This is a genomic window from Roseburia intestinalis L1-82, assembly GCF_900537995.1.
Classification (GTDB): Bacteria; Bacillota; Clostridia; order Lachnospirales; family Lachnospiraceae; genus Roseburia; species Roseburia intestinalis.
In genome coordinates, this window is record NZ_LR027880.1 from 2,055,407 (window position 1) to 2,075,729 (window position 20,323).

A 20,323-nucleotide genomic window follows, 5' to 3' on the forward strand; every position below is an offset into this window, starting at 1 on the left:
GATATAGTAAGATTTTAGAGAATGGAGAGAGCCATGCGGCTGGATAAATTACTGACCGAACTCGGCACAGGAAGCAGAAGCGAAGTAAAAAAATATATCCGATCAGGGCTTGTCACGGTCAACGGGGAAGTTGTAAAGAAACCGGAACAGAGAGTGGATGAAAAAAATGATACGGTCTGTTTTCGGGGGAATCCGTTAACATATACAGAGTATGAATATTATCTGTTTCACAAACCGGCGGGATGTGTGACTGCAACGGAGGACAATCTGCACCGGACAGTCATGGACTATCTGACTGACACGGCGCGCCATGACCTCTTCCCTGTGGGGAGACTTGACATTGATACAGAAGGACTGCTGCTCATCACAAATGATGGGGCATTAGCACACGATCTGCTCAGCCCGGCGAAGCATGTTTCGAAGGTTTACTATGCAAAAATCGACGGTCGTGTCACGGAAGAAGATGTTAACCTTTTTGAAAATGGGGTTGACATAGGAGAAGAAAAGCCTGCAAAACCGGCACTTTTAGAGGTTTTGCATTCGGGTGACAATTCGGAAATCAGGTTAACAATTACAGAAGGCAGGTTCCATCAGGTAAAGCGGATGTTTGAGGCAGTGGGAAAGAAGGTTACTTATCTAAAACGTGTGGAGATGGGATCACTGGTGTTGCCGGATGAACTTGCTCCCGGGGAATACCGTCCACTGACCGAAGAAGAATTACAGGAACTGCGCCGACACTGACAGGCAGACAGAAAAAAAGAAAACATGCAGATGCGGCTTAGATATCTGTGCTGTCTCTGTGCAATATACAGAAATGAGGATCAACATGAAAAATGGTTTTTTACCAATCAGCAAAGAAGATATGAGAGAGGCTGGCATAGACCAGCTTGATTTTGTTTATGTGTGCGGTGACGCTTATGTCGATCATCCATCGTTTGGACATGCCATCATATCGCGTTTATTAGAAGCACATGGCTATAAAGTCGGTATCATTGCACAGCCGGACTGGCATGACAAAGAGTCTATTAATATTTTAGGAGAACCGCGGCTCGGCTTTCTTGTCTCTGCAGGAAATATGGATTCCATGGTAAACCATTATTCTGTTTCTAAAAAGAGACGCCAGAGCGATGCGTTCACACCGGGAGGCGTGATGGGAAAACGCCCCGATTATGCGACGGTTGTCTATTGCAACTTGATCCGGCAGACATATAAGCACAAACCGATCATCATCGGCGGGATCGAGGCAAGTTTAAGAAGGCTTGCGCATTACGATTACTGGTCGAATAAATTAAAACGTTCCATCCTGTTAGACTCCGGTGCAGACATCATTTCCTATGGTATGGGCGAACACAGTATCATAGAGATCGCAGATGCTCTGGATAGCGGGTTAGATATCAAAGACATCACATTTATTGACGGAACGGTTTACAAGACCAGAAAACGTGAGGATATTTACGATGCAATCGAATTGCCGCATTATGAAGCACTGCTTGCGGATAAAAAAGAATATGCAAAAAGCTTTTATGTGCAGTACAGCAATACGGATCCGTTCGTAGCAAAACGTTTGTTTGAAACGTATGACGGGAAAATGTTTGTGGTACAGAATCCGCCATCAAAACCTCTGACACAGAGTGAGATGGATCAGGTATATTCGCTTCCTTACATGAGAACTTACCATCCATCTTATGAGGAGACAGGCGGTGTTCCGGCGATCGAGGAGGTCAAATTTTCCTTAGTCAGCAACCGGGGCTGCTACGGCGGCTGCAGTTTCTGTGCACTGACCTTCCATCAGGGGCGTATCATCCAGACCAGAAGCCATGAATCGATTTTAGCCGAGGCAAACCAGATCGTCTGGGAACCGGATTTTAAGGGATATATCCACGATGTCGGAGGTCCGACTGCAAACTTCCGTGCGCCGGCGTGTGACAAGCAGCTTACCAAAGGTGTCTGTCCGCATAAACAGTGTCTGTTCCCGCAGCCTTGTAAAAATTTGAAAGTAGACCACAAAGATTATCTGTCGCTGCTCCGGAAATTAAGACAGCTCCCGAATGTGAAAAAAGTTTTTATCCGTTCCGGTATCCGGTTTGACTACCTGATTTACGATAAAGACCGCACGTTTTTACGTGAACTTTGCGAGCACCATGTCAGCGGTCAGCTGAAAGTTGCACCGGAACATATCTCCAATGCGGTATTGGAGAAGATGGGGAAACCGAGCGTGGAAGTATATAAAAAGTTCGTGAAGGCATATAAGGACATGAATGAAAAGCTTGGCAAAAAACAGTACTTAGTGCCATACCTGATGTCCTCTCATCCGGGTTCTACTTTAAAGGAAGCTGTAGAACTGGCTGAATTTTTGCGTGACCTCGGCTATATGCCGGAGCAGGTACAGGATTTTTATCCGACACCTTCTACGATCTCAACCTGTATGTATTATACCGGATTGGATCCACGCACGATGGAACCGGTTTATGTCGCTGTCAATCCACATGAAAAAGCGATGCAGAGGGCGCTGATCCAGTACCGGAACCCGAAAAATTATGATCTGGTGGTGGAAGCACTCACAAAGGCTGGCAGAACAGACCTGATCGGATTTGACAAACACTGCCTGATCCGTCCGAGAAGAGAACATTCTTTTGATCGAAATGGCGCGAAAAATGACAGAGGAAACAATTCCCACAGAAGCAGTTCAAAAAATGACAGGGACAATTTCCACAGCAAAAACAGCGTGAAAAATGACAGACGGACGGTCACATCCGGCAGCCGTAAAAAGATTACAGCGTCTGGAAATAACCAGCAGAATACTGGCGCCAAGAAAAAAAAGACGATCCGCAACATCCATAAAAAGAAATAGAAAGAAAATTTTATGCGTGAATTTAAAATCAATGAAAACGAAGCGGGACAACGCTTTGATAAATATTTAAAAAAGCTGCTTGGCAATGCGCCGGGCAGCTTTATATACAAAATGCTCCGAAAAAAGAATATTACTTTAAATGGAAAAAAGGCAGACGGAACCGAAAAGTTGAATCAGGGCGACGATATAAAACTGTTTTTTTCCGATGAAACCTTTGAGAAGTTCAGTGGAAGCGGCACACCGGATTCTGAATTCGAGGCACTTAAAGTACTTTCGAGGGAGTTTACATCAGGAAAACGGAAACTTCCGGTTGTTTATGAAGATAAAGATGTGATTTTTATCAATAAGCCGACCGGCATGCTTTCCCAGAAGGCAAAACCGGAAGATATTTCCGCAAACGAATATATTCTTGCATATCTGATCGCGAAAGGGGAACTGACGGAAAGTTCTTTCCGTACCTTCCGCCCATCGATCTGCAACCGGCTTGACCGCAATACATCCGGTCTGTTAGCTGCCGGAAAGACCTTAAAGGGACTTCAGGAGATGGCAAAAGCCTTAAAGGAACGTTCGGTTCAGAAATATTACCGATGTATCGTAAAGGGGACGGTAAAAGAAGCTTCTTATCTGAAAGGTTATCTGCAGAAAGATGAATCGTCCAATCAGGTTTTGATCCGCAGGACAAAACCTTCTGAGGGAGAATGGCTCCCGATCGAGACGGAATATAAACCGATTCGCTGTATGGGCGGTTACACGGAGTTTGAAGTTCATCTGATGACCGGGCGATCCCATCAGATCCGTGCGCATCTTGCGTCTATCGGACATCCGATCATAGGAGACTATAAATATGGAGATTCTGGAGTTAATGTATATTTTAAGAAAAATGCAAGGATAACGTCACAGCTTCTTCATGCAAGCCGCTTTGTATTTGAGGACGGCAGGGAGATTACGGCTCCATGTGGTGCTGAATTTGAGCGGGCATGGAATGTGATCGAAAATTTATAAACCGATGAATGTACATTCTGTCATGTGCATGTTTTCAGACTATAGTGTTCGAAAAAATTTGGAATAATTTATTTTTATAAAGGAGTACCATCATGGCAACCTGGAACTCAAGAGGACTCAGGGGTTCAACCTTAGAGGAGTTCATCAACCGCACCAATGAAACTTATCTGACAAATGGCCTTGCGCTGATTCAGAAAGTTCCAACGCCGATCACACCCATCAATATAGACAAGGCAACAAGGCATATTACGCTGGCATATTTTGAACAGAAAAGTACCGTCGACTATATTGGCGCCGTCCAGGGAATCCCGGTGTGTTTTGACGCAAAGGAATGTGCGACAGACACCTTTCCGCTTCAGAATATCCATGAACATCAGGTAACATTCATGGAAAACTTTGAAAAGCAGGGGGGAATTTCTTTTTTTCTGATCAGTTTTACCGCAAGGAACGAATTTTATTATCTGCGCCTTGCAAAGCTGTTGGAATTTTGGAACCGCGCAAAAGAAGGTGGAAGAAAAAGTTTCCGTTATGAGGAATTAGAATCCGATTATTTCCTTCCGAAAGGAAAAGCGGTACTGGTTCCTTACTTGGATACGCTGCAAAAAGATTTGCTGGCAAGGGATTGACATTCCCTTTGTTTTCCAATATAATAAACAGCAGTTTTATGTGGTAGCAAGGTAGCACACTAAAGTGCAAGAGAAAAATGTGTGCAGGGACGGCAGAAAAATCACTTATCACATAACGTCCCGGAATGGAGATTTGATGAAAAGACAGTTATTACATACACCTGAAGGTGTCAGGGATATTTACAATGACGAATGCGAGAAAAAGCTGATTTTGCAGGATGAATTATTAAAAGTACAGAAACAGTACGGTTATCACCCAATCCAGACACCAACATTTGAATTTTTTGATACCTTTGGCAGAGAGATCGGAACCACACCTTCGAAGGATCTGTATAAGTTTTTTGACCGGGAGGGAAATACGTTGGTACTTCGACCGGATATTACACCTTCCATTGCGCGATGTGCCGCAATGTATTTTGGTGAGGAGAAGATGCCGATCCGTCTCTGCTATATGGGAAATACATTTTTAAACAACAGCAGCTATCAGGGAAGATTAAAAGAGAGCACACAGCTTGGCGCAGAGCTTTTAGGCGATTCCACGGTAGATGCAGACGCGGAGATCATTGCCATGGTGATCGACTGCCTGAAAAAAGCAGGATTAAAAGAGTTTCAGCTTTCCGTCGGTCATGCAGAATTTTTCCGCGGTTTGACAGATGCGGCAGGGTTAAAGGAAGAACAGGAAGAAGAACTTCATGACCTTATTTCCAACAAAAATTATTTTGGTGTAACGGAGTTTGCTGAGACGCTGAGCTTAAACGATAACTTAAAGGCTCTGTTTGGAATGCTCGGCAATCTGTATACCGGATCTGACGAATTGCAGACGGCAAAGAAATATGCATCTGAATATCCGCGTATCTTAGCCGCGATCGAGCGCCTTGAGGAGTTACATCAGGTTTTAAAGATCTATGGCATTGATAAATATGTCTCCGTGGAGCTTGGAATTGTCAGCAATTATCAGTACTATACCGGCATCATTTTTGCGGGATACACGTTTGGAAGCGGTGAGCCGATCGTAAAGGGCGGCCGTTATGATGAACTTCTGACTTACTTTGGAAAGGAGTCAGCATCCATCGGTTTTGCGATCGTTATTGACCAGCTGATGGCAGCACTTTCCAGACAGAAGATCGAAATTCCGGTACAATATCAGAACGAACTTATTATTTATGATTCGAAAATGCGCAGTGAGGCGATCAAAAAGGCGATGGAGCTGCGTACTGACGGCAGAAATGTGGAGCTGATGGCAAGAGATATCTCAAAGACCGAAGAAGATTATCGCACCTATGCAAAGCAGAATCACTTTGTGAATGTGACATTTATGTAAGGAGACGGATACGATGGAAGAGATGAGATATTTAACCTTTGCCCTTGGGAAGGGAAGACTGGCGAAGAAAACTTTAGAGATGTTTGAACAGATCGGCATAACCTGCGAGGAGATGAAGGACAAAGACACCAGAAAACTGATCTTTGTAAATGAAGAATTAAAACTCCGTTTTTTCCTTGCGAAGGGACCGGATGTGCCGACATATGTTGAATATGGTGCAGCAGATATTGGTATCGTTGGAAAAGATACGATCTTAGAGGAAGGCAGAAATATTTACGAGGTACTTGATCTTGGATTTGGAAAATGCCGCATGTGCATCTGTGGACCGGAAAATGCAAAAGAGCTGTTAAACCATCATGAACTGATCCGCGTTGCAACCAAGTATCCGCGGATTGCAAAAGATTATTTCTATAATAAGAAACATCAGACTGTGGAGATCATCAAGCTGAACGGATCAATCGAGTTGGCGCCGATCGTTGGCTTATCTGAAGTTATCTGCGATATCGTAGAAACCGGCTCCACCCTGCGTGAGAACGGTTTGTCGGTGTTAGAGGAAGTTTGTCCGCTTTCTGCCCGCATGGTAGTCAATCAGGTGAGCATGAAGATGGAAAATGAGCGCATTACAAAACTGATTTCCGATTTAAAGACCGTCATATAAGATAACAAAAACCGTTTGCCACAGCAATGTTTTGAATACAGACGGAACAGATGTTTTGAAATGGAGGAGAAGTATGCGAATTATAGAACTGACAGAAGAGGCAAGAACAAATATACTGGAAAATCTTTTAAAAAGAAGCCCGAATTCCTATGGTGAATTTGAAGGCAGAGTAAATGAGATCATAGAAAATGTAAGGGCAAACCGCGATGCAGCGATCTTTGATTACACAAAGCGTTTTGATGGAGCTGACATCAACGCAGAGAATATCCTTGTGACGGAGGATGAGATTAAAGAGGCCTACGAAAAAGTGGATGAAAAACTGCTTACGGTGATCCGCAAGGCGCTGGTAAATATCCGCAAATATCATGAAAAACAGCGCCAGTATTCCTGGTTTGATTCCGAGGAGTCCGGCATTATTTTAGGACAGAAAGTGACTGCCTTGGAAAAAGTCGGCGTTTATGTACCGGGCGGAAAGGCAGTTTATCCGTCCTCCGTGCTTATGAACATCGTTCCGGCAAAGGTTGCGGGTGTAAAAACTATCGTTATGACAACACCTCCCGGAAAAGACGGAAAAGTCAATCCGGCGACCTTAGTTGCGGCAAAAGAGGCAGGTGTGGATGCAATCTATAAAGTCGGCGGTGCACAGGCGATCGCAGCGCTGGCATTTGGTACGGAAAGCGTTCCAAAGGTAGACAAAATTGTAGGTCCTGGTAATATCTATGTTGCCCTGGCAAAGAAAGCCGTATTTGGTTTTGTAAGCATTGACTCCATTGCAGGCCCTAGTGAGATCATGGTGTTAGCAGATGAAACTGCAAACCCGCGTTTTGTTGCAGCAGACCTTCTCTCGCAGGCAGAACATGACGAGATGGCATCTGCGATCCTTGTTACAACGAGCAGGGATTTAGCAGAGCAGGTATCAAAAGAAGTGGAAGGTTTTGTGGCACAGTTATCCAGAAAAGAAATCATTCAGAAGTCTTTGGATAATTATGGTTATATCTTAGTGGCAGAAAGTATGGACGAGGCGATCGCGACAGTGAACGAGATTGCATCCGAACATCTTGAACTTGTCACAAATAATCCATTTGAGACGATGACAAAGATCCGCAACGCGGGAGCAATTTTTGTCGGGGAATATTCCAGTGAACCATTGGGTGATTATTTCGCCGGTCCAAACCATGTGCTGCCGACGAACGGAACTGCAAAATTTTTCTCACCGCTTAGCGTGGATGATTTTATCAAAAAGTCAAGCATTATCTCTTATTCAAGAGAGGCATTAGAGCCGATTTATAAAGATATCGTACAGTTTGCAGAATGTGAACAGTTAACGGCGCATGCAAATTCAATCCGTGTACGATTTGAAGACTAGAGAGGAATGTGGTAAAATGGAAAGAACGGCGGAGTACATACGAAAAACAAAAGAAACGGATATTAAGATTAATCTGAATATAGACGGAACTGGTAAAGCGGAGATTGACACTGGGATCGGCTTTTTTGATCATATGTTAGAAGGATTTGCCAGACATGGTTTTTTTGATCTGGATGTCAAAGTGGAAGGTGATCTTGCCGTGGACTGCCATCACACGATCGAAGACACCGGAATCGTGCTTGGTAATGCGATCCGCAAAGCGTTAAAAAATAAAAAGGGCATCAAGCGTTTTGGAAGCTGTATTTTGCCGATGGATGAGACACTGGTGCTCTGCGCCGTGGATCTCTCCGGCAGACCTTATCTTGTTTTTGATGGTGAATTTACTGTGGAGCGGGTAGGGTATATGGACACGGAGATGGTTAAAGAATTTTTCTATGCCGTTTCTTATGCAGCGGGTATGAATCTGCATATCCGTGTATTGTCCGGCGGCAATAACCATCATATGATCGAAGCAATGTTCAAGGCATTTGCGAGGGCGTTAGATGAAGCAACCGGCTATGATCCGCGTATCACGGATGTGTTGTCCACAAAAGGCAGCCTGTAGGAAAACTTGCGATTCCTGCAGAAATCTGTCTTAGGTATATATCACAAAAGAAAAACGTGTATGGCTTGTTAAGAAAATGCAGGAATGGAGAGTTTTTAAATATGGAACACAAAAATATTGTTGCCACCATTTACTTAAAAAATGGACAGGCAGTAAAAGGCATGGATAATTTTGAACCAATGGGCTGGGACGTGATCAGTCTGGCACGTCTTTATAATGACAGCGGTATCGATAAAATCATCATTTTTGATCTCTCAGACGATGACGAAGAACACGAGAAGAATATTCATACCATCAAAAATATCAACCGCAATGTCGAGATCAAAGTCTGCGCAGGTGGAAACATCAGCCGCTTTGAGGATGTCAAGAAGTTTATTTATGCCGGATGCCTGCAGGTTATTGTAAACGGTGCAAAATCAAACAGCATGGATATTGCAAGAGAGGCGAGCGACCGTTTTGGAAAAGAGCGCATCCTTGTTTCCGTGGCAAATGTTGATTTTGTATTCAAACATCAGGAGGAGATGCAGGAGCATTTTCACGAACTTCTGGTTTTAAACACCAGCGTTTTGACGGCAATCGAAAATATTACAGACGTTCCGTATGTCGTATATTTTGAGGAATGCGATTACGAGAAAATTATTGAGACCTTAAAACGCGAAAATGTACGCGGAATTGCCGGATCTTTTATCAATGATCCTGAGACAGATATCATGGAAATGAAAGCACAGCTCTCTGCAGGCGGGATCAAGATGGATAATTTCGAACCGGCATTAAAATGGGCAGATTTAAAGAAAAATTCGGATGGCATGGTTCCGGTTATTGTGCAGGATTACCGCACGGATGAGGTTTTGATGCTTGCCTACATGAACGAAGAGGCTTTTGAAACGACGATCAATATCGGAAAGATGACCTATTACAGCAGAAGCCGCCAGGAGTTATGGATCAAAGGTATGACATCCGGACATATCCAGTATGTAAAGTCACTGACCGCAGACTGTGATTATGATACGATCTTAGCGAAAGTATCACAGATCGGTGCAGCCTGTCACACCGGAAATGTCTCCTGTTTCTTTAATGAGATCGTCAAAAAGGAGTATATGGAGAAAAATCCGCTGAAAGTATTAGAGGATGTCTATGCGATTATTTTAGACCGCAAGGCAAACCCGAAAGAGGGGTCATACACGAACTATCTGTTTGACAAAGGACTCGATAAGATCTTAAAGAAGATCGGAGAAGAGGCATCAGAAATCATCATCGCAGCCAAAAATCCGGATCCGGAAGATATCAAATATGAGATATCCGATTTCATGTATCATATGATGGTGCTGATGGCGGAAAAGGGAGTTACGTGGGAGGAGATCACACAGGAGCTTTCACAGAGGTAATATACGAAGGACATTTACAGGCAGAAATTACTTGTAAATGTCCTTTTGCAGGTTCGTCATGAATAACAAATATTTATGAAAGAGAGATTACAATGATACCATTAAAAATAGAAACACTGTTAAAAGGCCGCGTGGTTGAACATGATCGGGTAGAATATAAAACAGGATGGAACCCAAATGATATCATTCATTCTATTTGTGCTTTTGCAAATGATTATGACAATACAAACGGTGGATATATTGTGATCGGTGTAAAAGAAGAAAATGGGATGCCGGTATTTCCTTTAGAAGGGGTACCAAAAGAGGATCTGGATTCCATCCAACAGGAAATTTTTCAGTATTGCAATCAGATCGTTCCAAGATATATTCCGAGAATGGAAATCATTGATTATCAGAATTCCGGAATTTTTTTGATTTATCTTTGATGTTCTGCTGGTGACAGTGGTCCATATCAGGCGCCTAAAACTGTTTATCTGGAAATTGATAATATCAGACGGGGATATCTGGAAGATTTTATTAAGAAAAGCAATAGCAGCCTGATCGAAGAAATCAATAACAGTACGCTCGAAGAATTACTCCTTGCCGAAGAAGTCGCCGATGAGACAGATACAGAATTGGATATTAGAAATATCGGGGTTTTAATGTTTGCAGAACATCCGGAAAAATTTATCCCAGGATCATACATTGAGTTAATCCGGTTTAATACAAAAGAAGCAGAGGCATCCGATGATTTTATTGAAAAAACCTTTACAGGTCCTATCTGGAAACAGGTTCAGGATGCATTAGATTACATTAACACAAATGTTATTGAAGAAAAAGTTGTAAAACTTCAGGGGCAGGCGGAATCAGAACGATTTTTTCATAAATCATATCGTGAACAGGAACCTGTTGAAATCCGGATTTACGTCGACAGTATCCAGATACTCAATTATCCGGGATTGGCAAAATGGATTAATCTTGAGCGATTTGCCGAAGGCAGGATCAAAGGCAGAAAATACAGGAACAGACGGATTGGAGAATTATTTAAAGAAATTGATTTGTCAGAGAAAAAAGGCACAGGTATTCCCAAAATATTACGTGAACTTAAGAAAAATGGTTCTCCTGGACCGGAATTTGATATGGATGATGACAGAACATATTTGAATACAATTATTCATATCCGCGATGGATTTGATAAAAATGAGATTATGTCCGAATCAATGTCCGAATCAATGTCCGAATTAGAAATTGCCAGAATACAGGTAATATTACAATATCTGACTGTTCATGATACCATTAACAGTGCAAAAGCGGCTGAATTACTGGATGTAGAGAAAAAGACCGCAAGCCGGCTGTTGTCAAAAGCTGAAAAAGTAGAAGTTCTGATCAGCAAAGGCAAAACGAAAGATAAAGTTTATATGAAAAAATAATTTGGGTATATCAGATAAAATCCTGAAAATGAAAATTGGAGACTCCATGTTTGAAAAAATAAAACAACTTATGACTGGTAATCTGTCAAAAGGCGGCAGGCAGGTCTACATCGATGATCTGCGCGTCATAGCGACCGTATTTGTGATCGGGGTGCATACAGTCTCACTGGCTGCCACGATGACAGAATACGGAAGCATCCCATTCCGGGTGCTTACCATCTTTAATTTTATATTTTTGTCCTGCAACCTGCTTTTTGTCATGTTAAGCGGAGCATTATTGCTCCCGGTAAAAAATGAATCGATCGGCAATTTTTTCCGGAAACGTTTCACAAAAGTTGCAATTCCGCTGGTTGTCTATTACATTCTGTATATCGTGGCAAAGGAAGGGCTTGTCTGGCTGAGACCGGACCACTGGATTCTGATGTTGAGGCGTATTTTAACGGGGGCTCCAATGGAGGCACCTCATTTCTGGCTGGTCTATGTGATCATCTGGCTGTATGTACTGACGCCGTTTATGCGGTATATTGTACATAATATTCCCGATACCGTATTGTCGGGTGTGATAGGGGTCGTATTTGCAATTTGTGCATTGGACACCTATCTACCACTTTACGGAATCAACTCTGTGTTTGGCATTGTGGTGGATTCTTATGCGGGCACTTTTTTACTTGGATATTTTCTTTCTGAAAAATGCAGCAGAAAGGTAGAAAATTTTTTCATGTTTACAGGATTTCTATCATTTATTGAAACCTGTATGTGGATCTGGAACGGAAATGATTATGTCAATTATATTTATCAGAATTCGCCCACAATGATGTGTTTTACGGCAGCTATCTTTTTGTTGGTAAAGCGCCTTGCGTCCCAAAAAACAAAAAGCAGTTTCTTTGTGCAGTGGATCAGCCGGTACAGTTATTCTATTCTGCTGATCCACTGGGGCGTACTTCATTTTGTGGTCAAACAGAAACTGCATGTCAATGTGCTCGGCGGTGGCATTGTCGGCGGCTGTATTGTGATGATGGTACTGACTCTTTTTATCTCAGCAATCGGTGCAATGATCCTTGACAATACGCTGCTGAAATGGCTCCAGAAACCTTTTACAAAAAAGCAGAGACAGAAATAAAAATACAAGGTATGAATTTGTCCATAGATTCATAAAATGATATCAAAAATCAGAATAAAAAAACGATGTTTACTTAAAAACGGTCACTGGTATACATAATATTTTTATGGTAAACCAGTGCCGGGACACAGAACTGCTGTATGAAATCAGTCATATAATTTTATGCAGATGGACTGGCACAGAAATGGAGTGTTCTATGGACAGACAGACAGTCGAACGGCGCAGGGAATATGTGCAGAATATCCGCAATTCTTTTTATGAGGAAAACGGGATGCAGAAGAGAGAGACCAGAGAGGTGGATGATTCTGCACCGGAAATGGGGCTTGCGGCAGCACTGAAACTGCGCATTTTTTTATCTGTATGTATATTTGCAGCTTTTTTAGGCTGCATGTATACCCATACGGATTTGTGTGGTTACAGCACGCAGACGATCACAGAAATGATCTGTGATAATCATTATTATACAAATCTGAAAAATTATGTTATGATACATTGAGCGCAAGTGAGTCAACATACATGTATGATTGACGAACGGCGAAATTTGAGCGCGAAAGAAGAAATGGAAAGGATTTTTTTAAATGACAAAATTAGCTTTATCCGATGAGATACTGATGAAGATTGATAAACCGGCGCGCTATATCGGTAACGAGTTAAACAGCGTGGTAAAAGAGAAAGATACGGTTGATATCCGATTTGTGATGTGTTTCCCGGATGTTTATGAGATTGGAATGTCACATCTTGGTATTCAGATTTTATACGATATGTTAAATAAAAGAGAGGACGTCTGGTGTGAGCGCGTCTATTCCCCATGGCCGGATCTGCATGCAATTTTAAAAGAAGAGAATATCCCGTTATTTTCTTTAGAGTCGCAACAGCCGGTAAAGGATGCGGATTTCTTGGGAATTACGATACAGTACGAGATGTGTTATACCAATATCTTACAGATCTTAGATCTAAGCCAGATTCCAATCGAGGCAGCAGACAGGACGGAAAATGATCCGATCTTAATTGGCGGAGGTCCATGTACCTATAACCCGGAACCGATTGCGGAATTTTTTGATCTGTTTTATATGGGAGAAGGCGAAATTTCCTATGATGCACTGCTGGATCTGTACAAAAAAATGAAGCAGGAAGGAGCTTCGCGCAAGGATTTTTTACATGAGGCCGCAAAGATTCCTGGTATTTATGTACCATCTTTATATGAAGTAAGCTATAAAGAGGATGGAACGATCGCCGGATTTGAACCGGTGTATGAGGATGTGCCACGCACGGTCACAAAACAGATTGTTACAGATATGACGCAGGCAGTTTATCCGGAAAAACCGATTGTACCATTTATCAAGGCGACACAGGACCGCGTGGTTCTTGAGATCCAGCGAGGCTGTATCCGTGGCTGCCGTTTCTGCCAGGCGGGTATGGTCTACCGTCCGACACGTGAAAAAGATGTGGAACGTTTAAAAAAACTTGCGTACCAGATGTTAAAGTCAACCGGACATGAAGAGATCTCTTTAAGCTCTTTAAGTTCTTCCGATTACTCACAGTTACAGGAACTTGTGACATTTTTAATTGAGGAATTTAAGGGAAAAGGTGTCAATATTTCTCTTCCATCTCTGCGTATCGATGCATTTTCCTTAGATGTTATGGGAAAAGTGCAGGATATCAAGAAAAGCAGTCTGACCTTTGCACCGGAGGCTGGTTCCCAGCGTCTCAGGGATGTTATCAATAAAGGTCTTACAAAAGAGGTTATCTTAGAAGGTGCCGGAATGGCATTTGAAGGTGGCTGGAATAAGGTAAAGCTTTACTTTATGTTAGGGCTTCCGACCGAGACAGAAGAGGATATGAAGGCGATCCCGGAACTGGCAAACGATATTGCGGTACGTTATTATGAGATTCCAAAAGATCAGCGGAATGGGAAATGCCAGATCACAATTTCAACATCGTTTTTTGTGCCAAAGCCTTTTACACCGTTCCAGTGGGCATCCATGCATGACCCGGAGGACTATATTGCGCGTGCGAAAGTTGTCAATGACACGGTAAAAGAGCAGTTAAACCGTAAAAGCATCAAATACAACTGGCATGAAGCTGATGTGACGGTGTTAGAGGGTGTATTAGCACGCGGTGACCGCAAGGTCGGAAATGTGATCCGCACGGTTTATGAGCGTGGCGGCATATTTGATGCGTGGTCCGAATATTTTGATTACCAGAGATGGTTGGATGCATTTGCGGAATGTGGCGTGGATATGGATTTTTACACCAAAAGAGAGCGCTCACTTGATGAAGTATTTCCATGGGATTTCATTGATACCGGCGTGACGAAAGAATTCTTAAAACGCGAATGGCAAAATGCCATGGAAGAGAATGTGACTCCAAACTGCAGGATGCGCTGCTCCGGATGTGGTGCCGCCCAGTTTAAAACAGGGGTATGTATGGCAGAGCGTTAAAAAAGATATTTAACGTTTTACATGAGATACTTAATGTGAAAGAAGAAAGGGTTAATGTAAGGTTGACATTATGATAAAGATAAGGATTAAATTCCGTAAATACGGTGTGATGCGTTTTATCGGACATCTGGATATTATGCGTTATTTTCAGAAGGCAATGCGCAGGGCAGAAATTGATATCTGCTACTCGGAAGGCTTTTCCCCGCACCAGATCATGTCTTTTGCGGCACCGCTTGGTGTCGGAATCACCAGTGATGGAGAGTATCTTGATATTGAAGTAAATTCTACCAGATCAAGCGAAGCGTCTATTAAGGCACTGAATGATACCATGGTGGAAGGTGTGGAAGTCACAGAGTATGTAAAGCTGCCGGACAATGCAAAAACAGCAATGTCCATGGTTGCAGCGGCGGACTATGACCTTTTCTTTAAAGAAGGGTATGAACCGGCTGCAGACGTTAGAACTTTTGCAGATGGCATCCGTCAGTATTTTACGGAAAAAGAAGAATTTCTGATCACAAAACAGACGAAAAAAAGCGAAAAAGTCATGGATTTAAAGCAGCTTGTATATGCATTTGATGTGTCAGAAAGAGACGGCAGACCGGTATTTTATTTAAAAGTATCCACAGGAAGTACGGATAACCTAAAGCCGGAACTTGTACTAGAAGCAATGTTTCAGGCAATGGGATATACTTATGACCAGAATACGATCCAGATTCACCGCAGGGATGTCTATGCCATGGATCCGGCAGGAGATGGATTTATTTCCCTTGGGAAAATGGGGGAAGTGATCGGGTAATATGAACCGTTTTATTATTACAACAACAGAAATCGAAAAAAAAGAATACCGCATTGCGGCACTCTGTGATGCCAGACAAAAACTGATCGAAGTGACCACGGAATCCATGACCGGGACATCTGTGCTTGGAAATATTTATATAGGCAGGGTAGAAAATGTTGTAAAAAATCTGAATGCTGCCTTTGTCTGCATCGCACCGGGACAGAACTGTTACCTGCCGCTGCAGGAACTGAAAAATCCTATTTTTACCAAAAAACAATCAGAAAAAAAAGCAATTTGTGCAGGGGATGAACTTTTAGTTCAGGTGGTAAAAGAAGCATTAAAGACGAAGGATCCTTCCGTAAGTACGAACCTTACGTTTACCGGAAAATATGTGATCCTTACGACTGGAAAACGAAAAATCGGTGCATCTTCCAAGCTGCCAAAAGAGAAAAGAGAAAAACTGTTAAAGATCGTAGAAGATTTTCTTTCAGGCAAAGAACAGATTCCATATGGTGTGGTCGTCCGTACCAATGCTGCGCAGGCATCAAAAGAGGAACTGCTTTTGGAATTGGCACAGCTTGAGGCAGAAGTTCAAAAAATCATCTCAGGCGCAAAATATTTGATCCGCTATTCTCTGGTACATAAAGAGGAACAGCCGTGGCAGAAGATGTTAAACGGACTTTATGAAACAGAACTGGGGGAAGTGGTGACGGATGACAGAGAAATCTTTGAGACAATCTGTAACATGTATGGTGTCGGTGCAAAACAGCTTGTAACCGGGGGCAGTGTGAGATCCAGGGTAGATGAAATACTCACCGGACATGGTCTTAAAATCCGCTATTATGAAGATGAAATGGTTTCATTATCTGCACTTAGCGGGATCACATCACAGCTTCACGATGCATTGAGGGAGAGAGTATGGTTAAAGTCAGGTGCATACCTTATTATCCAGCCGACGGAAGCTCTGACGGTAATTGATGTAAATACCGGAAAAAACATTGCCAAAAAGGAAATGCAGGAAAACTTCCTTAAAGTAAATATCGAAGCTGCAGAAGAAATTGCAAGACAGTTAAGGCTGCGCAATATTTCAGGGATTGTCATTGTTGATTTTATCAATCTGGAAGCAAAGTCGGCAGAGAGTGAACTTTTAAATGTTTTTGGAGCGGCACTGAAAAAAGATCCGGTACCAACGCAGATCGTTGAGATGACAAAACTCGGTCTTGTTGAGGTCACGCGGAAGAAAATCAAAAAATCACTGCGGGAGAGTTTGTCCTGACACAATCTGGAACATTTTACGGACATTTGAGTATCATCAAAATTAAGAAAGTATAGAGAGAATAAAAATGAATTTAAGTTTTATTGAGATTTTAAAAGTAATTTTTCTTGGAATCGTGGAGGGAATCACGGAATGGCTCCCGATCAGCAGCACCGGACACATGCTTTTAGTGGACGAATTTTTACAGCTAAACGCAAGTGATTCCTTTAAGGAAATGTTTTTTATTATCATTCAGCTTGGTGCGATCCTTGCGGTTGTAGTCCTCTACTGGAACCGGATGTTTCCGTTCCAGTTTAAGGATAAGGCGAAGCCTGTGATAAGAAAAGATATTTTTTCTTTATGGTTTAAAGTAGTGGTAGCATGTATTCCGGGAGCGGCTGTCACAATATTATTTGACGATTATATCGAAGCACATCTTCACACACCGGTTGTGATTGCGATCGCTCTGATCTTTTATGGTGTTGCCTTTATTCTGATTGAAAACTGGAATAAGACAAGAGAGCCAAAGATCAAAACACTTGCGGATATTTCCTACCAGACTGCATTTATGATCGGATTGTTTCAGGTTCTTTCCATCATTCCTGGAACTTCACGTTCCGGTGCAACGATCATAGGTGGACTGATCATAGGTGTCTCCCGTGTAGCTGTTGCGGAGTTCACGTTCTACCTTGCAGTTCCGGTTATGCTCGGCATGAGCCTCTTAAAACTCTTGAAATTTGGATTTGCATTTACCGGGGCAGAGTTTGTGATCCTGGGAGTTGGAACAGTGGTTGCGTTTCTTGTCTCCATTGTTGTCATCCACTTTTTGATGTCCTATATCCGGAAACATGACTTTAAGGTATTTGGATGGTACCGTATCGTGCTTGGAGCGCTGGTGCTGGTTTATTTTGCTTTCAGATAAAAATATTTTATAAATTTGTAAAAAATGGTTGACGTAACAAAAAATATATGCTAAAGTAACGAAGTATGCCGCACAGTGAGGTCTGAAAGTCCGTCTATACTGTATCAATCACAGATAGAAGGCACCATAACTGGCGAGTAATGATAATAGGAGGTGCCATATGTACGCAATTATAGCAACAGGTGGTAAACAGTACAAAGTATCCGAAGGCGATATCATTACCATTGAAAAGCTCGGAAAAGAAGCTGGTGAGAAAGTAACTTTTGATCAGGTTTTAGCTGTATCTGACAACGGTATCAAAGTTGGTTCTGATGTAGCAAACGCTTCTGTAGAGGCTTCTGTCGTAAAAGAGGGCAGAGGTAAAAAAGTTATCGTTTACAAGTACAAGAGAAAGACTGGCTATCACAAGAAAAACGGTCACAGACAGGCGTTTACACAGGTTAAGATTGAAAAGATCAACGCGTAATCGACAGGGAAAGTTGTTATGACAAAGATAACGATTTTCAGAAACCGTGACAACGAGTTTTTAGGCTTTGAATGTCTTGGACATGCCGGATATGCAGAGGAAGGCGAAGATATTGTATGTGCAGGGATTTCCGCATTGGTCATCAATACGGTAAACAGTCTCGGCTTATATACGAAAGATGCCTTTTTCACTGATTCGGATGAGGAGACAGGAAAGATAAGCTTATCGTTTTCTTCCCCGGCAGGACATGATGCCGATCTACTTATGAAGTCATTGGTTTTAGGTTTGCAGGGAATACAAAACACTTATGGAAATGATTATATCATTCTAAAATTCAGGGAGGTGTAAGACATGTTAAATATGAACCTTCAGTTTTTTGCTCATAAAAAGGGAGTTGGTTCTACAAAGAACGGTCGTGATTCCGAATCTAAAAGATTAGGAGCAAAAAGAGCAGACGGACAGTTTGTAAAAGCTGGAAACATTTTATACAGACAGCGTGGAACAAAGATTCATCCGGGCGTTAATGTAGGTATCGGTGGAGATGATACATTATTTGCTTTAACAGATGGTATCTTAAGATTCGAAAGAAAAGGAAGAGATAAGAAACAGGCTTCCGTTTATCCAGTAGCTGAATAAGATGTACTGTGGACCCGACTATGAACACCCATCACAGATGGCACATCCATCGCAGATGGATGTGATAGCCGGGTTCTATTTGTATTAAGAATGTGACAGGTAATTCACATGTATTCAAAGTCAGGTTGAACCCTGCTTTATGTACGTGTTTTTGTTAAATTTGAGGTAGAAAAATATGTTTGCAGACAGAGCAACAATTATTATAAAATCAGGAAAAGGCGGGGATGGTCATGTCAGTTTCCGCAGGGAAAAATATGTGCCGGACGGCGGTCCGGATGGCGGAGACGGCGGCCGCGGCGGTGATATCGTATTCGTGGTCGATGACGGTTTAAATACACTTACCGACTATCGTCACAGAAGAAAGTTTGCCGCACAGCCTGGAGAAGAAGGCGGAAAACGCAACTGTCATGGAAAGAACGGCGAGGATCTGATCTTAAAAGTTCCGGCAGGAACTGTGATCAAAGATGCAGAGTCCGGAAAAGTAATTGCTGATATGTCCGGTGACAACCGCAGACAGGTGATCTTAAAAGGCGGCCGCGGCGGTCTTGGAAACCAGCATTTTGCAACATCTACCATGCAGGCGCCGAAATATGCACAGCCGGGTGGAGATGCCATTGAACTGGAAGTAAAATTGGAATTAAAGGTGATCGCGGACGTCGGTCTGGTCGGTTTTCCGAATGTTGGAAAGTCAACGTTATTGTCAAGGGTAACCAATGCACAGCCAAAGATCGCCAATTACCATTTTACAACCTTACAGCCAAACCTTGGTGTCGTAGACTTAGATGGTGCGAAGGGATTTGTCATTGCCGACATTCCGGGACTCATTGAGGGGGCATCTGAAGGTGTCGGACTCGGACTTGAGTTTTTGCGTCATATTGAGCGTACAAAAGTCATGATCCATGTGGTCGATGCAGCCGGAACCGAAGGACGTGATCCAATCGCAGATATCCGTGCTATCATGAAGGAATTAGAGGCATATGATCCGAAACTTTTAGAAAAGCCGCAGGTGATTGCAGCAAACAAGATGGATGCGGTGTACGGTGATGAGAATGAGATCGTCCAGTCTTTAAGACGGGAGTTCGAAAAAGACGGAATCCGTGTATTCCCGATTTCTGCAGTCAGCGGAAAGGGATTAAAAGAGTTGCTGTATCATGTTCAGGAGCTGCTCGATCACTGCGACAGCGAGCCGGTGATCTATGAGCCTGAATTTGATCCGGCACTGCGATTCTTTAAGGATGAGCCTTATACGATTTCACAGGCGGCAGATGGAGCATTTGAGATTGAGGGACCAAAGATCGAAAAAATGCTTGGTTATACCAATATCGATTCTGAAAAAGGATTTTTATTCTTCCAGAAGTTTATGAAGGAACAGGGTATATTAAAAGAATTAGAAGCCCAGGGAATCGAAGATGGCGATACTGTGCGTATGTATGGATTTGAATTTGATTATTATAAATAATAAGAAACTGATGTGATATTAATG

At 42.5% G+C, this 20,323-nt stretch carries 21 protein-coding genes; all 21 read left to right on the plus strand.

Annotated elements, in window-relative coordinates:
- Window positions 1-33: 33 nt before the first annotated feature.
- The 21 genes from RIL182_RS09565 to obgE all read left to right on the plus strand — a co-directional run bounded on the left by RIL182_RS09565 (window position 34) and on the right by obgE (window position 20,299).
- Complete coding sequence (locus tag RIL182_RS09565) at window positions 34-741, plus strand: pseudouridine synthase (protein ID WP_022112958.1); 708 nt, start codon at window positions 34-36, stop codon at window positions 739-741.
- A gap of 85 nt (window positions 742-826) precedes the next feature.
- Window positions 827-2,851: a YgiQ family radical SAM protein gene (locus RIL182_RS09570; protein WP_044998665.1), complete on the plus strand. Its 2,025-nt coding sequence runs from the start codon at window positions 827-829 to the stop codon at window positions 2,849-2,851.
- Between the two features lie 12 nt (window positions 2,852-2,863).
- A complete protein-coding gene (locus RIL182_RS09575) occupies window positions 2,864-3,853 on the plus strand; it encodes an RluA family pseudouridine synthase (RefSeq protein ID WP_006856069.1) in 990 nt (329 codons plus the stop codon).
- A 92-nt stretch (window positions 3,854-3,945) separates the two neighbouring features.
- The gene (locus RIL182_RS09580; RefSeq protein WP_006856070.1) at window positions 3,946-4,479 is read left to right on the plus strand and encodes a Holliday junction resolvase RecU; all 534 of its coding nucleotides are present in this window, start codon (window positions 3,946-3,948) and stop codon (window positions 4,477-4,479) included.
- A 136-nt stretch (window positions 4,480-4,615) separates the two neighbouring features.
- Window positions 4,616-5,800, plus strand: a complete 1,185-nt coding sequence (gene hisZ, locus RIL182_RS09585; protein WP_006856071.1) for an ATP phosphoribosyltransferase regulatory subunit — start codon at window positions 4,616-4,618, stop codon at window positions 5,798-5,800.
- Window positions 5,801-5,813: 13 nt separating this feature from the next.
- Window positions 5,814-6,458: an ATP phosphoribosyltransferase gene (hisG, locus tag RIL182_RS09590; RefSeq protein ID WP_015520727.1), complete on the plus strand. Its 645-nt coding sequence runs from the start codon at window positions 5,814-5,816 to the stop codon at window positions 6,456-6,458.
- Between the two features lie 73 nt (window positions 6,459-6,531).
- Window positions 6,532-7,824, plus strand: a complete 1,293-nt coding sequence (gene hisD, locus RIL182_RS09595; RefSeq protein ID WP_006856073.1) for a histidinol dehydrogenase — start codon at window positions 6,532-6,534, stop codon at window positions 7,822-7,824.
- Between the two features lie 16 nt (window positions 7,825-7,840).
- The gene (gene hisB, locus RIL182_RS09600) at window positions 7,841-8,428 is read left to right on the plus strand and encodes an imidazoleglycerol-phosphate dehydratase HisB (protein ID WP_015520729.1); all 588 of its coding nucleotides are present in this window, start codon (window positions 7,841-7,843) and stop codon (window positions 8,426-8,428) included.
- A gap of 101 nt (window positions 8,429-8,529) precedes the next feature.
- Entirely contained in the window at window positions 8,530-9,813 is a 1,284-nt protein-coding gene (gene hisIE / locus RIL182_RS09605; protein WP_006856075.1) for a bifunctional phosphoribosyl-AMP cyclohydrolase/phosphoribosyl-ATP diphosphatase HisIE, read from the plus strand.
- Between the two features lie 92 nt (window positions 9,814-9,905).
- Complete coding sequence (locus tag RIL182_RS21655) at window positions 9,906-10,238, plus strand: AlbA family DNA-binding domain-containing protein (RefSeq protein ID WP_006856076.1); 333 nt, start codon at window positions 9,906-9,908, stop codon at window positions 10,236-10,238.
- Window positions 10,239-10,427: 189 nt separating this feature from the next.
- The gene (locus tag RIL182_RS21660; protein ID WP_242655489.1) at window positions 10,428-11,222 is read left to right on the plus strand and encodes an ATP-binding protein; all 795 of its coding nucleotides are present in this window, start codon (window positions 10,428-10,430) and stop codon (window positions 11,220-11,222) included.
- Window positions 11,223-11,250: 28 nt separating this feature from the next.
- Entirely contained in the window at window positions 11,251-12,342 is a 1,092-nt protein-coding gene (locus tag RIL182_RS09620) for an acyltransferase (protein ID WP_006856078.1), read from the plus strand.
- A gap of 196 nt (window positions 12,343-12,538) precedes the next feature.
- Complete coding sequence (locus tag RIL182_RS09625) at window positions 12,539-12,838, plus strand: hypothetical protein (protein ID WP_022112964.1); 300 nt, start codon at window positions 12,539-12,541, stop codon at window positions 12,836-12,838.
- 82 nt (window positions 12,839-12,920) lie between these two features.
- Window positions 12,921-14,783, plus strand: coding sequence for a TIGR03960 family B12-binding radical SAM protein (locus RIL182_RS09630; protein WP_006856080.1), 1,863 nt, complete (start codon window positions 12,921-12,923; stop codon window positions 14,781-14,783).
- 70 nt (window positions 14,784-14,853) lie between these two features.
- On the plus strand, window positions 14,854-15,579 hold the full coding sequence (locus tag RIL182_RS09635; RefSeq protein WP_006856081.1) for a TIGR03936 family radical SAM-associated protein: 726 nt from the start codon (window positions 14,854-14,856) through the stop codon (window positions 15,577-15,579).
- Window position 15,580: 1 nt separating this feature from the next.
- Window positions 15,581-16,837: a ribonuclease E/G gene (locus RIL182_RS09640; protein ID WP_006856082.1), complete on the plus strand. Its 1,257-nt coding sequence runs from the start codon at window positions 15,581-15,583 to the stop codon at window positions 16,835-16,837.
- 67 nt (window positions 16,838-16,904) lie between these two features.
- Window positions 16,905-17,738 (plus strand): undecaprenyl-diphosphate phosphatase, encoded by an 834-nt coding sequence (locus RIL182_RS09645; RefSeq protein ID WP_006856083.1) that lies wholly within the window; start codon window positions 16,905-16,907, stop codon window positions 17,736-17,738.
- Between the two features lie 160 nt (window positions 17,739-17,898).
- Complete coding sequence (rplU, locus tag RIL182_RS09650) at window positions 17,899-18,204, plus strand: 50S ribosomal protein L21 (protein ID WP_006856084.1); 306 nt, start codon at window positions 17,899-17,901, stop codon at window positions 18,202-18,204.
- An 18-nt stretch (window positions 18,205-18,222) separates the two neighbouring features.
- A complete protein-coding gene (locus tag RIL182_RS09655; protein WP_006856085.1) occupies window positions 18,223-18,552 on the plus strand; it encodes a ribosomal-processing cysteine protease Prp in 330 nt (109 codons plus the stop codon).
- A gap of 3 nt (window positions 18,553-18,555) precedes the next feature.
- Window positions 18,556-18,840: a 50S ribosomal protein L27 gene (gene rpmA, locus RIL182_RS09660; protein ID WP_006856086.1), complete on the plus strand. Its 285-nt coding sequence runs from the start codon at window positions 18,556-18,558 to the stop codon at window positions 18,838-18,840.
- A 175-nt stretch (window positions 18,841-19,015) separates the two neighbouring features.
- On the plus strand, window positions 19,016-20,299 hold the full coding sequence (gene obgE / locus RIL182_RS09665; RefSeq protein WP_006856087.1) for a GTPase ObgE: 1,284 nt from the start codon (window positions 19,016-19,018) through the stop codon (window positions 20,297-20,299).
- The last annotated feature ends 24 nt before the right edge of the window (window positions 20,300-20,323 follow it).